General features: G+C 60.6%; 13 protein-coding genes. 7 read left to right on the top strand and 6 right to left on the bottom strand.

Annotated features, from left to right (window positions below; translation table 11 throughout):
• The first annotated feature begins 186 nt into the window (after positions 1–186).
• On the top strand, positions 187–846 hold the full coding sequence (locus tag H522_RS0113935) for a TetR/AcrR family transcriptional regulator (protein ID WP_026962803.1): 660 nt from the start codon (positions 187–189) through the stop codon (positions 844–846).
• A gap of 204 nt (positions 847–1,050) precedes the next feature.
• On the opposite strand, the gene H522_RS0113930 is transcribed toward H522_RS0113935, so the two are convergent.
• Positions 1,051–1,620, bottom strand: coding sequence for a cysteine hydrolase family protein (locus H522_RS0113930; protein WP_026962802.1), 570 nt, complete (start codon positions 1,618–1,620; stop codon positions 1,051–1,053).
• A 364-nt stretch (positions 1,621–1,984) separates the two neighbouring features.
• The gene (locus tag H522_RS20680) at positions 1,985–2,404 is read right to left on the bottom strand and encodes a hypothetical protein (protein WP_051344289.1); all 420 of its coding nucleotides are present in this window, start codon (positions 2,402–2,404) and stop codon (positions 1,985–1,987) included.
• A gap of 197 nt (positions 2,405–2,601) precedes the next feature.
• Here H522_RS20680 and H522_RS0113920 point away from each other — a divergent pair, with 197 nt between their 5' ends.
• The 3 genes from H522_RS0113920 (at position 2,602) to H522_RS21765 (ending at position 4,438) form a co-directional block, all read left to right on the top strand.
• The gene (locus H522_RS0113920) at positions 2,602–3,276 is read left to right on the top strand and encodes a L,D-transpeptidase family protein (protein WP_026962801.1); all 675 of its coding nucleotides are present in this window, start codon (positions 2,602–2,604) and stop codon (positions 3,274–3,276) included.
• Positions 3,277–3,390: 114 nt separating this feature from the next.
• A complete protein-coding gene (locus H522_RS0113915) occupies positions 3,391–3,699 on the top strand; it encodes a class III extradiol ring-cleavage dioxygenase family protein (RefSeq protein ID WP_026962800.1) in 309 nt (102 codons plus the stop codon).
• Between the two features lie 337 nt (positions 3,700–4,036).
• On the top strand, positions 4,037–4,438 hold the full coding sequence (locus H522_RS21765) for a disulfide bond formation protein B (protein WP_051344288.1): 402 nt from the start codon (positions 4,037–4,039) through the stop codon (positions 4,436–4,438).
• A gap of 69 nt (positions 4,439–4,507) precedes the next feature.
• Here the strand turns inward: H522_RS21765 and H522_RS0113900 are convergent, their stop codons facing one another.
• The 4 genes from H522_RS0113900 to H522_RS0113885 all read right to left on the bottom strand — a co-directional run bounded on the left by H522_RS0113900 (position 4,508) and on the right by H522_RS0113885 (position 9,623).
• Positions 4,508–6,619: an FUSC family protein gene (locus tag H522_RS0113900; RefSeq protein ID WP_026962798.1), complete on the bottom strand. Its 2,112-nt coding sequence runs from the start codon at positions 6,617–6,619 to the stop codon at positions 4,508–4,510.
• A gap of 21 nt (positions 6,620–6,640) precedes the next feature.
• Positions 6,641–7,300, bottom strand: a complete 660-nt coding sequence (locus tag H522_RS0113895) for an SOS response-associated peptidase (RefSeq protein WP_026962797.1) — start codon at positions 7,298–7,300, stop codon at positions 6,641–6,643.
• A gap of 207 nt (positions 7,301–7,507) precedes the next feature.
• The gene (locus H522_RS20675; protein ID WP_051344287.1) at positions 7,508–8,752 is read right to left on the bottom strand and encodes a thermonuclease family protein; all 1,245 of its coding nucleotides are present in this window, start codon (positions 8,750–8,752) and stop codon (positions 7,508–7,510) included.
• Positions 8,753–8,909: 157 nt separating this feature from the next.
• A complete protein-coding gene (locus tag H522_RS0113885) occupies positions 8,910–9,623 on the bottom strand; it encodes a DsbA family oxidoreductase (RefSeq protein ID WP_026962796.1) in 714 nt (237 codons plus the stop codon).
• 244 nt (positions 9,624–9,867) lie between these two features.
• On the opposite strand from H522_RS0113885, the gene H522_RS19525 reads away from it, so the two are divergent.
• The 3 genes from H522_RS19525 to H522_RS0113870 all read left to right on the top strand — a co-directional run bounded on the left by H522_RS19525 (position 9,868) and on the right by H522_RS0113870 (position 14,014).
• Positions 9,868–10,878 (top strand): transglutaminase domain-containing protein, encoded by a 1,011-nt coding sequence (locus H522_RS19525; protein WP_051344286.1) that lies wholly within the window; start codon positions 9,868–9,870, stop codon positions 10,876–10,878.
• 109 nt (positions 10,879–10,987) lie between these two features.
• Entirely contained in the window at positions 10,988–12,904 is a 1,917-nt protein-coding gene (pxpB, locus tag H522_RS22405) for a 5-oxoprolinase subunit PxpB (RefSeq protein ID WP_342664403.1), read from the top strand.
• A 138-nt stretch (positions 12,905–13,042) separates the two neighbouring features.
• A complete protein-coding gene (locus tag H522_RS0113870) occupies positions 13,043–14,014 on the top strand; it encodes an aldo/keto reductase (protein ID WP_026962794.1) in 972 nt (323 codons plus the stop codon).
• The last annotated feature ends 22 nt before the right edge of the window (positions 14,015–14,036 follow it).

Below are 14,036 nucleotides of genomic sequence, written 5' to 3'. Positions count from 1 at the left end.
CCAGCGTGTGAGCGTTGGAATCCCCCGGCTTTAGCCGTGGGGAGGAAGTCAACGTACCGCAGGTGTTCTTCTCCGGCTTGTTTAACATCGACACGATGGCCACCTGGCTTAGGTGGTTGAGCAAAATCATGCCGCTGGAATCGTGCACGGGTATTGCCCATCTCACTGATACGGGAGTAAGGCAGAATGGCTGAAGACACGGAACAATGGCTGGCTTCCCTGCTTCGTCTCGGTGAAGAGGAGAAGATGACGGATAAGCAAATCAAAATCATCCAAGCGGCTGTGGAAATGTTTGCAGAAAAAGGGTATGCCGCGACGTCGACGAGCGAGATCGCCGAGAGAGCGGGTGTGGCGGAAGGCACTATCTTCCGACATTACAAGACTAAGAAAGACCTGCTCATCCCCATTGTGGCGCCCATCATGCCGAAATTAGTGGCGCCGTTTTTGCGAGATTTTCAGAAGGTGCTACACACGGATTATGAACATTTCGATGACTTTCTCCGGGCAGTCATGCGAAATCGGCTGGAGTTTGCGATGAGGCATGCGCCCGTGCTGAAAATTCTGCTGCACGAGATTCCGTTCCATCCCGAGTTACAGGCGCAGTTCAAGGCACAGATTTTTCCGCAGGTCGCTGACAGGCTGGTTCATATCATTTCTCATTTTCAGGCCAAAGGGGAGCTCGTGCAGATGCCCCCGTTGGCACTCCTGCGTCTCATCGTGACAACCGTTGCCGGCTATATCCTCCTGCGTACACTCGTCCTGCGCGAGTATGACTGGAATGATGAAGAAGAGATTGAGCGGACCATTCAGTTCATCATGCAGGGTTTGAGGCCGCCGGTTGGGTGATTAGCGATCATTTCCGACGGCCGTATTGGTGTCGCGAGAACTGACGGATCATGATGGATAACAAAACAAGGTCCTCTTTATAAAACATATCCTGGTAACTAAAACCATACATCATTAAGGGTCATTGATAGCCTCTCTCTGCGATACACTCTTGGTGGCACTGGTCGTGGTTGGGCGTGCGGAGGCCGGCAGGGCTTGCCGTCTTTAGTTCAAGCTGGCGATCCAGTCGTCCACCGTTAGGACATCGGCTTGGCGCGGGAACACCTTTTCCATGAGGACGCGGTGTACCTCCGCATCCGCATCAAGACAGGCGTCGGAGAGGACGGTCAGGGCATAGTCTTTATCTGCGGCTTCACGCACGGTGGATAGCACGACACCACTGGTGGCGATGCCGGTGAGAATCAAGCGATCAATCTGTTTGGCGCGCAGGATGCTCTCCAGGCTGCTCCCGGCAAACGCGCTGACGCGCACCTTGGTCACGATGGGTTCCTCCGGTTGCGGCTGGAGGGACGGGTGAATCTGGGTGGCTTCTTCGCTCTGCGTCATGCCGCCAGTCTTCGCGATGGCGGAGAAGGCTTTGTTGCGCGGACTGACTTCTGGGTACCCTTCGCGAAACGCCACGCGTACGAAGATGACCGGAATCTGGTGGCGACGAGCGGCTTCGATGGCCTTCTGAAAGGGGACAAGTGCGGTCTCGTTGTCAACGAAACGCCCCACAATGCCGTTTTGCAGGTCCATCACTAAAAGGGCTGCGTTTTCTCGATCCGTTTGCATACGGTTTGTCCACTCCTTGTTGGCTGTGCTAGGATATCCCTTCTCTCGAAAGGATAATCCGCTGCGGCACCGGCGTCCAGTCGACCCCGTACCGGATTCATGCGCCAAGTTTTTTGTCTTGTACGTTTGTCCGTTTCCGTTCCCAGCGATATCGCATGTACTAGGGGCATGAAGCGAGCAACCGCATAAACCGAGCGACTACATCGAGCAGCCACATCGAATCGCTACAAACCGAGCGATCCCGGCAATCGAGCGACTCCGTAATCAAACAGGGTGCCCTGACCCGACAGGGCACCCGACAACAAACGGATACAGCCTCGCGGAAACCGTCGTCGCTCGCCTTGGGGTGCGACAGGCAAACAACTTAAAACAGGTGTGGCGGGCAAGGGCAGCCGGGATCGACCATCATGTGTTTCTTAACGGGTTTGTAGTAATGCTTAGGCACGTTGACGACTTTGTGCTTGTGGACGTAGATAATCGGATGAACGACCGGGACCTCCCGGGGAACACAGTGTTCCTTCACGACGTAATGCGGGTCGCATACGACGGGCGGGCAACCGTACGGATGGTGAGCGACGTAAGGTGGATGATAGTACTTCTTGATCTTCTTCATGACTTTGTGGTGATGGACGACCCCATGAGGAACATATCCATAGCTGGGTGCCGGAGCGTAGTAAGCACCGTACCCATAATAGTAAGGAGATTCGTGGTCGTCATCGTACGACGGAGGCGAGTCGTGCTCCGGCTCAGACTCATGCCAGTATTCATCGCGGTCTTTTTCCATTTACATCCTCTTCTCCTTTCCGGAAGATACACCACATATATGACGCCCCCATAAGCGAGTGTCCTAGTCATTCGTCCATTTTTACCGCGGTCGGCTTGGGGAAGCCAGCTTTGCTTGCATAATGCGCCGCTCATAAATCGATTCCAAGTTGCGGACAACTTAAATATGAGCACTGAATCAGGAACCCGGGGGCTGCCATGAAACCCATTCGATTTCTCCTCCTGACGATTGGCCTTGGGCTGGGCCTCGTTGTTGGCGATCCGATCGCTGACGCCCAAACAGGACATTCACCCCACGTAATAGCAACAAGAAAAGTTTTCCTCAAAATCGATACGCGCACCCGTCAGATGGAAGTGTTTTTGAACGGGGTATTATGGAAGAAATACCCTGTTGCCGTGGGCAAGCCAGATACCCCATCGCCCGTGGGACAGTGGGTTATCATCGACAAACAGGAGAACTGGGGATCCGGTTTCGGCACCCGTTGGATGAGGCTGAACGTACCCTGGGGGATTTATGGGATTCACGGGACCAATAAGCCCGCCTCCATTGGATATTACACCAGCAACGGTTGCATTCGTATGCAAAACCACGACGTAGAGGAACTTTACGGGCGGGTGCCGATTGGAACCCGCGTCTACATTCTTGGGAATCCGCTTTATCGTTTGCGTACTTTGAAAGAGGGCCACATTGGGGCGGATGTACAACTTGTGCAAGCGCGTCTAAAGAAACTTGGTTTTTACAACGGCCCGGTGAACGGTCGATTCGATCCGCGCTTGGAACGTGCCCTCAAGGATTTCGAAAGGGCGCACGGCTTGCCCGTGAACGGGATTGTTACGCGAAAAGATTATCAGGCGCTCGGGCTCGTGAAGTAATCAGGGATCGCTCATGAATTGCCGACGGCATCGCCGTTTCCGCCATTCGCTGAGAATCGCATTCCAACCTCCCTGGTTACTATACATAAGTAACTTACTTTTTCGTTAATTAAGGTGGTACACTGGAGGAAAGAGCTCACACGGGAGGACTTCCAATGTTGGCGGGACGAAGGAACCGACGCGTGGGCTGTCGAATTCGATGCGTGGTTAGAACGCTATGTACGGCAGTGGGACCTCTCTTCGTTGTTCCAGTACCGGACGCTTGCCCCGAATGTCGACTTGGCGGTGCCTCGTTACGGAAATGAGCACTTCATCCCCCTGTTTTACGCGATGGGCGCGGCGGATGACACGCAGACAGCGACGCTGCTGCACCGCAGTTACCGATATGGGAACTTGAGTCAGAGTGTCTGGCAGTTTGGTTGAATCCCCACTTGGGCGGAAGCGAGGAGGACACGGATGAAGCCGTGGGGGTCTCGAGGGAGATTACTCTGTCCTAACCGCATGCCCTTTGCACTGCAAGTTTCAAGAGGTGATGTGCGTGTACGTTTTTGTCTACGGGACCCTGCGCAAAGATGCCGGAGATTCAGCTCGGGGATTGGCGCGTGGCGCGGGCGCTCAGGGACGCCACGTAGCTCGTGTTTGCGTACGGATCGGCCATGGACACGGAGCGCATGGAGCAAGCCGGGGTGGCGGTGGACGTGTTGGTGTTTCAGGAACATCAGGCGATGCAAGGGACATGCGAATGTGGGGGATAAGGTCGATGAACAAGTGGTTCTGGCTGCGTCTGGGGGTCTCGCTGCTGGCGAGCCTCATCAGCCTGTATTGGAGCTTGGGGCTCGGCTGGCTGCCGTGCGACTTATGCTGGTATGAGCGAATCTGTATGTATCCGATTGCCCTCATCAGCCTGGTGGCTTTTCTTTGCCGCATTCCGTCCCGCCCGTACACGCTCACTCTGGCTGCCGTGGGTTCTATCCTCTCCCTGTACCATTACCTCCTGCAGGTGGTGCCCCAACTGGGCGCCAGTGCCTCTTGCACATCCTACGTCTCGTGCGCAACACCCGAGTTTGTCATCTTCGGCTTCATCACACCGCCGCTTTTGGCCTTTGTGGCGTTTTTGGTCATCCTGGCGGCCGACATCGCGAGCCGGCAATCCGCGCGGTAGGCGCGTCGCACTCACACCGTCTTAGGGGCGTGTCCGGAAAGAAGGCCTGACCCCTCTCCGGACGACTTCTTATGGGACACGGCGGGACCGGGCTTTGTCCAACTGGTGCACGGCCGCCTGCAGGGAGTCGGCCAAAACGGCGAGCGCCGCCTGCAAGGTCGGGTGGTGACTGAGCTTGGGCGGGTGGGCGGACAGCTCATGCAGTTGCTTGGCGCGAGTCCGCGGCTGGGCCAGGTCCGCCAACTGTTTCAGCCATTCGTACGCCTTGTCGATCTCGTCCGTCTCCACCGCTCGCCGCCGGATTGGTTGATGCACGGCTGTGGCCATCAGGAGCAGCCCGAGCCGAGAGATGGCCACCACAACCGGCCACAGCGGTTCCCAGGCGGATCGCTGGCGCGGAAGTTCGTGGACCGCGCTGTCAAACAGGGATCGTGTATTGACTAACGCGGCCTGGACCTTGCGGGCCTGGCGGGAAAGGTCTGCGTCGTCGCAATCCGTATTTCCCGCCATCCGCATCAGCTCGGCTTCGTGGCGCAGCGTCCGTGCGATAGCCGGGCGCAAACGGGTTGAGGAAGCCTGGGACCAGAGCACGAGGGCAAACACCAAGCCCAAGGCGCAGCCGACCAGGGTGTCGAGCAGTCGGGCCTCAACCAACGCCCCGACTGTTCCGGGTCGGCCGGCCTCTGCCAGAATCAGTGCCATCGGGGTAATGAAGGTCGCCGCGATGGCGTAGTTGCGTGGGATAATCAGTTCCACCAGGCACTGCAGCGCCATGACGACAAAGGCCAGTGCGACCGGAGGCAGACCGCCCGCGAGAATGGCGCCGGCGATGCAGACGCCGACCGAGGTGCCGATGGCGCGCTGCAGGGTGCGGTGCACGATGGCCATGACGGTGGCTCCCTGCAGCACGGACGAGCAGGACAACGGCACCCAGTAGGGTCGCACGTCGCCGAGCAGGCGACCGATGAAGGTCGCAATAAAGACGGCAATCCCGTTGCGCAGGGCGGCCGGCCGAGCCAACGAGTTGCCGCTGAGGGCGCTGCTGAGCACCGACTTCACACTCGGCGCCGCCGGGGCCAGTACCTCGCTGCCGGCAGCGGGTGGGTGCTCAAGGGCAGTCTGCGCTTCGGCAATGGCCTCGACCAAGCGGCGGAGCGCCGGGTGTGTGCCTGCACGCGGTGTTGCGAAGGTGTGGCCCGACGATGCGGCTGCCGACTGGGCCGACTCGGTTGCCGACGGTACGGCCGCCGAAGCCGCCGGTTGGGTTGCCGACCGGATTGACCCCTGAGCCGCGTTTTGCGATCCGGACCTCTCTCCGCCTTCAATCTGGGTGGCCAGCCGCTTGACCTCGCCCACCCAATCCGCCGGCACCCGGACGCCTGCTTCACCCTCTAGGGTGGCGCCGGCGAGGAAGATGCGGGTGGCGTGGTGGTGCCCCCAGAGTAGGCGGTCAATGTCGATGCGGCCACGCCGCCAGGGACCGCGGGCATGCACCAGCATCTCCTCGGCCTGGGTGAGCGCGAGGGTGGCGTTGTGGCGCGCGCTGTCGAGACTCGGGGTGTCCAGAGCTGCCAGGTAGTTGGCCACGTTCTTATAGGCTCGGACCAGTGCCTGCGTTTCGGGTCCGTGCGGGCGGATGAGCCAACCGCCCATCGCCAACACCCAGGTAAAACATCCGCCCAAGAGCAAGAGCCCCACACGCAGCAGCGCTTCGCTGGGATGGACCGGTAAGCCGGTAGCGACGCAGCAAACGAGCATGAAAAAGTACCCGCCGGGCGGGGGCACTCGCCAGGCACGGGCGCACAGGGTGGACGCGAAGCTGACGAAGCCAAGCGCCAGCGCCATGGTCCACACGCTTACGGCGGCCAGTGTCCCCAGGCCCAGCGCCGCCGCCAGGCCGAGGAGCACCGCAAAGAGCTTTTTTGCGCGCTTCGGGTACGGATCGTCATGAATGTACAGGGCAACAAACCCACCCATGGAAGCCAGCAGCCCCTTGTCCATCTGTCCGAACAGAGCGCCCACGACAAACGGCACGCCGACGCCGAGGCCGGCAATCACCGCTTTTTCCCACGGGTACGGGGATTTGCGAATGTGAAACGCGGCACGCAGACCAGGTGGCTGCGGCGGGGATGGAATCGGCCGTGAGGTATGGTTGTGGGAATCTGTGTTGTTCTCCGGCATCGCCGAGACCAGCCCCCCTTTCTATGAGTCGAATCGGCGTATCAACTCCGGGTCATCGTGGCGTACGTTGCCGACGCGCGGGTGCACCGGATAGGCGGTCATCTCTTCATCCGTCGGTGTGAGGACCGAGGCGGCCGCTTCGGCGTCGCGTAGACCGGCGTCCAGCCACACGCGCAGTGCCGACTCGTCGAGGATGACCGGCATGCGGTTGTGGATAGGGGCCATGAAGTCGTTGGGCTGACAGGTGATGATGGCGAACGAGGAGACCTTGCAGCCGTCTGCCGTCGTGAACGTGTCGTAGATGCCAGCCAGGGCAAACACCGGGCGCCGGGCGAGGTGAATGCGCAGCGGCTGCTTATCGGTTTGGCGCCATTCGTAAAACGAATCGACCGGGATGACGCAGCGTCGGTTGGCGAGAAGGGGTCGGAACCAGCGGCTTTCCAGCAGGGTTTCGGCCCGCGCATTGATGGGGCGCAGAGACCGTTTCGCGCCGGCAAAGCGCGGCACCAACCCCCAGGACACCGGACCGATTTTCCGTTCCCCACCGTGGCTGACGATAATCGGCACGTCCTGCGTCGGGGCGATGTTATAACGCGCCGGCCAGGAACCATCTCCGCTTACCTGAAAGTAGGCCAAGACCTCCGACCAGTCTTCAAACGCCTGGGTGAAGCGTCCACACATGCTCATCCCCCCTGACCCATTATAGGCGTCCGGGATCGTCTGGTAAAACCGCGGGGGCGGGAGATGGCTGAATGGGAGGTTTATGGTCATGAAAGGGTGGACCTGGGTCGCCGCTGGGTGTCCGCCTGGAGCTCCGCAAAGGCGCGCACCCAGGCGGGCTGAACCGCAACCGTGGGAGCCAAAGAGAATGGCTCCCTTTCACGTGCCTTAGGAGACATACACGTAGGTCTTGAGTGTCTTCCCGTTGGCTCGGATAATAACCGGCCACTTTCCGGGTGTGGTGCTGCTGCCCACCGTCCAGCTCCAGGTGACGAGGCCGCTCTTTGGCACGGTTTGCGCCCCCAGGCCACTGGCGTGGCTAGGCCCACTCTTGTAGTCGACCTCAATTGTCGCGCGCACACCCGGCTTCGTACGGATGGTGATGCTGGCTTTTTCCCTGGGGGCGACGCTCAGGTGCGACGAGACGATACTGAGCCCGCTGGTCGAACTGGTCGATCCGTTCGTCCTCCCGCTGCTTTTGTGGCTGGGGCTGCTGGCGTGGCTGCTCGAACTGCTCGCGCTGCTTGTCGATGGCGCCTGCCCGCTGCAGCCGCGGGTCGACTCATGGTGCTTCGCGGCCCAGCTGCAGGCAATCGACAGGTTATAGCCGTTTGATGTGACATACCCGCGGATGCTCCAGATGCCCAGGTGATGCTTTTGCGCGTACGCCTGGTCCGCCTTGAGTTCTGACAGGTGATCCGTATTTGGCGGATAGATATAGGCGACACGGGCGTATCCTTTGCGCACCACGTCCGCGTTGTACATGTCGTGCGGGGTGATGTACACGTACGCCAACAACCGTCCGTATTTATCGCGTGTGTAACCGGGGTGCCCTTCCTGCAAGTAGATGTGCTTGCCCACCGGCAGCCGGCTCTTGGCGTACTGGGCAGCCGACTGACCATATGGCTCCACCGGTTTGACCGGATCGACATCCTCGGGGGTGTCGATAAGGAGCATTCGAATCGTCTCGTCCTTGCCGTGCAGGCGGACGTGGATGGTGTCCCCGTCCACGTCGCGCGTCACCACGGCCGGCACGAGACCTTTCGGCGCGCTGGATGTGGTGGTTTTATGGCTCTGCGTCGGTTTGGATGAGGCCGTGACCGGGGTTTGATGCGTGGCTTCGGAATGGACCGCAGAGTCGTTCGACCCCTGCGCGTGAGACGCCGCGGCTTGGTTATGTGCGCTCGTGCGTGACGTCGCGGTTTGGTCCTGTGCGTTCGTGTGCGTGGCTGCCGAATTGGCCGTGTTCGTTGGGTTGGCCGTATGCGCCGCTTGGGTTGACCCAGCTGCCCCGCATCCGCTCACCAGCGCGGCGGACAATACGACAGCCGCCAGCCTGTCGGGCCACCGCCTGCGTCCGGACGCGATTTTTTCTCCTTTTTCTCTACGGAAGAACTGAGATACAATCCCCACTGCGCTTCTCCCTCCTCTCCCTTTTTATAGCATGTTTTCGCATCGGAGAGGAGAAGGGGAAAGTGGACCCTGCCCAGCGGTCGTAAAGCGGCGGCGCGACGATGCATCCTGTCCGCGCGCAGCGAGCCGGGCAGGCCCTTCCGAGGCGCAAGTCACTTCAAAGGGTGCACGATCCGTCCGTACACGCGGGGCCTTGTTCCTTTTCGCCCACGCGCACCAGTGCCGGACGCTGGTTTTGTTCCTCTTCCCATGCCTTGTTCAGCGTCTCCACAAACAACGCAATCGGCTGCGCGCCGGAAATGGCGTAGCGGCGGTTGATGACGAAAAACGGCACGCCGTGGATGCCCAACTCCTGCGCTTCCCCTTCATCGGCCCGAACTTCTGCTGTGAAATCGCCCTGTTCTAGCATCGCTTCGGTTTCCTCTTTATCGAGGCCCGCTTCCACACCGAGCTGGACGAGCACCTGACGGTCCCCGATGTGCAGGGAATCGGTGAAGTACGCCTTGAACAGCCGCTCCACCATCACCTCCCCGACGCCTTTCTGGACGGCGAATTGGGCCAATCGGTGGGCATCAAACGTGTTGGTGGGAATCATCGTGTCAAAGTGGTACGTCAGGCCGACGGCGGCCGCCCGTTCGGCCATCTTGGCGTTGGCTGCCTTGGCTTCCTCCAGGCTCATGCCGTACTTGGCAGCCAGCCGCTCGTGCACCGATACACCCGGGTTCACGGGAGCGTCCGGATCGAGCTCAAAGCTCTTGAAGACGACCTCCGCCTTGTCGCCAAGGCCTGTACTGCACAGCGCTTGCTCCAAGTGGCGCTTGCCGATATAGCAAAACGGACAGACAAAATCCGACCAAACTTCAATTTTCATTGGGACACCCCTCCTCGTGCCTAGTATACGCCCTCCCCGGGATCAGGGTACAATTGGGACAAGCGTGGAAAAGATAGCAGGTCGAAACAGACCGGCCCACGTTTGTACAAAACGCGATGAAACAACTCTTAAATTACTCGCTCATCTCGGACGAGAGATGCTAGAATAAACCCACGATATTGGAACGGTGACGCCGGCTCTGGGAATTCCCTCCTGGCGGCCGGCTGAAGAGGGGGCGTCGGGCATGCGGCGACGTTGGTTCACAATCGCACTGGGGATGATGGCATTCTTCATGGTCAGTGGGACCTGGGAACCGCTCTTTTTAAGCCGTGGGGTAGCCAATCCACCCGCAGCGAAAGCGTTGAATACGGTATCGGTTGCCCGGTCTGCGCCGGCCGCCTCGATTTCCACAGCCAGACCGCAGCTTGTGAAAACGGCCGCGGTGGTGCACGTGACGCGGCCTCGCGCCAGCGCCCCGACGCCGGACGCTAAGGCGAAAATTTATCAACATTTAGAACATCGGGACCGCTCGTTTATGCTATCTTGGCCGCAATTAAAGTCGGTGCAGCAGGCGGAGCAGGCGTTTGAACAGGCCGCCGCGGTCGATCCGTACGTGTATTGGAACATCAGCCGCTGGTCGGTGGAGTGTACCTGGCTGGAGGAGAAAGATGAGGAGAAAGATACGGTGCTGTACCGCGTGTCGTACCGGGAGTCGAAGGCGCAGAGCGATTGGGTGAACACGCGCGTCCACCAGGTCTTGCGGCAAATCCTCAAGCCCGGGATGCTGGACTTTCAAAAAGAAAAAGCGATTCACGACTGGATTGTCGAGCACGTCCAGTACGACCGCACGGAGACGAACTACACCGCCTATGACGCGCTCGCCAAGGGCCGGGCGGTTTGTCAAGGCTACGCCCTGCTGGCCTACCGCATGTTGAGTGACGCAGGGATTCCCACACGCATCCTGACCGGGACTGCGAACGGATCGCACATGTGGAATGAGGTGGAGCTGCACGGGCGCTGGTATCAGCTGGATGTGACCTGGGACGACCCGCTGGGGGACCGACCCAAGGACGTATACTATACCTACTTCAATTTGACGGACAAGCAAATGGCGAAAGACCACCACTGGAATCGGAGCCAGGGGAAGCCAGCGGTGACGGATTACCTTTCCGAATTACGGACATTGGAGCGGACAGACAAGGCGCACGCCAAGGTATACGCCTCGCTGCTGGCGGCTGTCCGCAGCCGTCGCTAAGGACCGAGCCTTGCATCGGGCAGTCCAAAGGAGTGGCCTTTCTCCGCGAATTTCTGTAAGGTGGATGGAGAAGCTTGGCAAGTGAATGCGCGAGGTGAGCCGAGTGGAAATGCATCCTTTGAGTGACAGCGCAGTGCTCCTCCGCTTCGGTGAGGTGATGGATGAGGCGGTTCACGCCCAGGTACTCCAGTGCATGTATGCCCTGGAGGCAGATCCGTTTCCGGGGTTTGTCGAGTGTGTGCCTGCATTCACGACGTTGGCGGTTTACTACCATCCGTGTGAGACGGATTACGCGCACGCGCGCGCGGCCATCCTGCAAACGCTGCAAAGTGCCGAACAGTTCCCCCTGCCTCCGGCCCGGGAGGTGGAGCTGCCGGTTTGCTACGGCGGCGAGTTTGGGCCGGATTTGGAGGATGTGGCCGCCCACAACCACCTCACGCCAGATGAGGTGGTCGCGATACATACGGCCGGCCGCTACCGAGTATATATGATTGGTTTTGCGCCCGGGTTTCCGTATCTCGGCGGGATGTCGGAGGAGATTGCCACGCCGCGGCTGAGTACGCCGCGCACTCACATCCCTGCTGGCACGGTCGGCATCGCCGGCGGGCAAACCGGCGTCTACTCCATTGAAACTCCGGGCGGGTGGCGACTCATCGGGCGTACGCCGGTGCGCTTGTTTCGGCCAGACTCCAATCCGCCCAGCCTGCTGACGGCGGGGGATATCGTCCGTTTTCGCGCCATCGATAAAGACGAGTATACTCGGTTGGCGCAGGAGTCGGGGTCCCTAGATACGCCCGATGTGACGAATTGGGTACGACAGTCGCAGCAGGCGTTCGCGGCGCCAACGGATGCAGCATCAAAACCCGCGGTTCCCGGGGACACGACATCCCTGCCATTCGACGAGATCAGCCACACTGCAGCAACTGGGGCGAATCCATCCGAGGAGGCCGACCAGCGGGCAGTCCAGACCCTGGTCAATTCGCCTGGCGGGTGTATCCATGTGCTGCAGCCGGGGATGCTGACGACGGTGCAGGACCTCGGACGGTACGGCCACCAGAAGTACGGCGTGATTGTCTCTGGTGCGATGGATTCCCTAGCCCTGCGCGTGGCGAATCTCCTAGTGGGGAATCCAGAAGACGCCGCCGGGCTGGAGATGACGGTGTTAGGCCCAAAGTTGCAATTTCCGGCGGATACCCTGATTGCCCTGTGTGGATTTGGCATGGTTCCCCACATTCGCGGCCAGGAAGTGCCGACGTGGCGGCCGGTGTTGGTGCGCGGGGGGGAGGTTTTGGAGTTTCGCCGCAGTGCGCGGGGGTGTCGGATGTACCTCGCGGCTCTTGGCGGGATTGCGGTGCCCAAGGTCTTGGGCAGCGCCAGCACGTACCTGCGGGCAGGCATCGGCGGGTTCGCGGGGCGGGCCCTCAAGGCCGGGGATGTGCTCCCGCTCGGTGCGCCGTCTGCGCTCGGGCAGGCCCGCCAGCAGGCGCTGACCGTCGCCGGCGAGGACGCGGCCGCGGGCACGGACAGGAGCCCGTTTGTCCTTGCCGCTTGGACCGTCAACCCGGGTCTGTTGCCGGACTATCGACCCCGGGCGTTGGTGCGCGTATTGCCGGGGATGCAAGCGCAGGCGTTCACTGAGGAGGCCCGACGACGGTTTGTCCAGGCGGAGTATACGATTACCCCGCAATCGGATCGGATGGGGTATCGGCTCCAGGGGCCGGCTCTGGAACTCACGCGGCCACTCGAGATGGTGTCCGAGCCGATTGCGGTCGGGGCCGTGCAGGTTCCGGGTGGCGGCCAGCCGATAGTCCTCCTGGCTGACCACCAGACGACGGGCGGGTATCCGGTTCTAGCCCAGGTTATTGACGTCGATTTACCGCTCTTGGCGCAGGCCCGGGCGGGGGAGTCGCTGCGCTTCGTCTGGGTGAACCTGGAGCAGGCCCGGGCGCTGCAGGACAAACGCGAGCAGGGAATGGCCGAGCTGCGGACCGCGTTGTCGCAGCCGACCGGCCTCTTCGCGGTCTGATTACATCCGGGTCATGCCTCGGGGTCATCACGTTTCTTCATCTTCATTCAGATATCGCCGCAGACAAGCCAGTGGAAAGGTGAGTGACGGATCGCCCTGCGAGCGGTCTGAGAAGGGACACGGAAAGGATGGGATGATATGCAGTATCGCAGGCTGGGAGCCAGTGGGCTGGAGGTTTCCGTGTTGGGATTGGGCACGAACGCGTTCGGATCGCGCGCGGATGAGGCGACTTCGATTCGTGTCTTGCATAAAGCCCTCGATGCGGGCATCAACTTTATCGACACGGCCAACATCTACAGCGGCACGGAGTCGGAGCGAATTATCGGCAAGGCGCTCAAGGGCCGCCGGCAACAGGCGGTGCTGGCGACGAAAGCAGGCATGAAGCGCGGCGATGGCCCCAATGAGCGCGGGTCCTCCCGGGTGCACCTGATGCGCCAGCTGGAAGAGAGCCTCACGCGGCTGCAGACGGACTACGTTGACCTGTATCAGATTCACCAGTTCGATCCGTACACCCCACTGGAAGAGACCCTACGCACGCTGGACGATATGGTGCAATCGGGGAAGGTGCGCTACATAGGCGCGTCCAACTACGCCGCCTGGGAACTGATGAAGGCCTTGGCCATCAGCGACGCGCACGGATGGGTACGGTACGTCTCGATTCAGCCTTCGTATTCGCTGGCGGATCGGACACCGGAGGCGGAGCTGGTGCCGCTTTGTCTTGACCAGGGGATCGGGTTGATTCCGTATTTTCCGCTCGCCGGCGGCATCCTCACCGGGAAATACCGGCGCGGGGGCGAAGCGCCGAGCGGATCGCGCGCGGATAAAGACCCGAACTTTGCCCGCCGACTGAACGACGACCGACTGCAGCTCGGGGAACAGGTGGCCGACTTGGCGGCCAGCCTCGGCTGCACGCCGGGGGCCCTGTCCTTGGCCTGGTTGATGACGAGGCCTGCTGTGGCGACCATCATTGTGGGGGCGACGCGCGAAGAGCAGGTTGCGGAAAACCTGACGAGTGTCGATTTGACCTTGTCTGCCGAAACCTTGGCGCAACTGGATGAGATGAGTGAGCGGTTCCGCTACACCCCGTTTGCCACATACCGGGCAAACTGAGCAAGCCGTACGCGGTGTATCC

The sequence above is a fragment of the Alicyclobacillus herbarius DSM 13609 genome (assembly GCF_000430585.1).
Taxonomy (GTDB): Bacteria; Bacillota; Bacilli; order Alicyclobacillales; family Alicyclobacillaceae; genus Alicyclobacillus_G; species Alicyclobacillus_G herbarius.
The sequence above is the reverse complement of the archived record's forward strand: the minus strand, read 5'-3'. Positions and strand labels throughout refer to the sequence as shown.

Excerpts from the sequence above, each read along its gene's own strand:
- H522_RS19525 (WP_051344286.1), top strand. The coding sequence starts at position 9,868 with ATGCGGCGACGTTGGTTCACAATCGCACTGGGGATGATGGCATTCTTC.
- H522_RS0113885 (WP_026962796.1), bottom strand. The coding sequence starts at position 9,623 with ATGAAAATTGAAGTTTGGTCGGATTTTGTCTGTCCGTTTTGCTATATC.
- H522_RS20680 (WP_051344289.1), bottom strand. The coding sequence starts at position 2,404 with ATGGAAAAAGACCGCGATGAATACTGGCATGAGTCTGAGCCGGAGCAC.
- H522_RS0113900 (WP_026962798.1), bottom strand. The coding sequence starts at position 6,619 with ATGCCGGAGAACAACACAGATTCCCACAACCATACCTCACGGCCGATT.
- H522_RS0113920 (WP_026962801.1), top strand. The coding sequence starts at position 2,602 with ATGAAACCCATTCGATTTCTCCTCCTGACGATTGGCCTTGGGCTGGGC.
- H522_RS21765 (WP_051344288.1), top strand. The coding sequence starts at position 4,037 with ATGAACAAGTGGTTCTGGCTGCGTCTGGGGGTCTCGCTGCTGGCGAGC.
- H522_RS0113870 (WP_026962794.1), top strand. The coding sequence starts at position 13,043 with ATGCAGTATCGCAGGCTGGGAGCCAGTGGGCTGGAGGTTTCCGTGTTG.
- H522_RS0113930 (WP_026962802.1), bottom strand. The coding sequence starts at position 1,620 with ATGCAAACGGATCGAGAAAACGCAGCCCTTTTAGTGATGGACCTGCAA.
- H522_RS0113935 (WP_026962803.1), top strand. The coding sequence starts at position 187 with ATGGCTGAAGACACGGAACAATGGCTGGCTTCCCTGCTTCGTCTCGGT.
- H522_RS0113895 (WP_026962797.1), bottom strand. The coding sequence starts at position 7,300 with ATGTGTGGACGCTTCACCCAGGCGTTTGAAGACTGGTCGGAGGTCTTG.
- pxpB (WP_342664403.1), top strand. The coding sequence starts at position 10,988 with ATGCATCCTTTGAGTGACAGCGCAGTGCTCCTCCGCTTCGGTGAGGTG.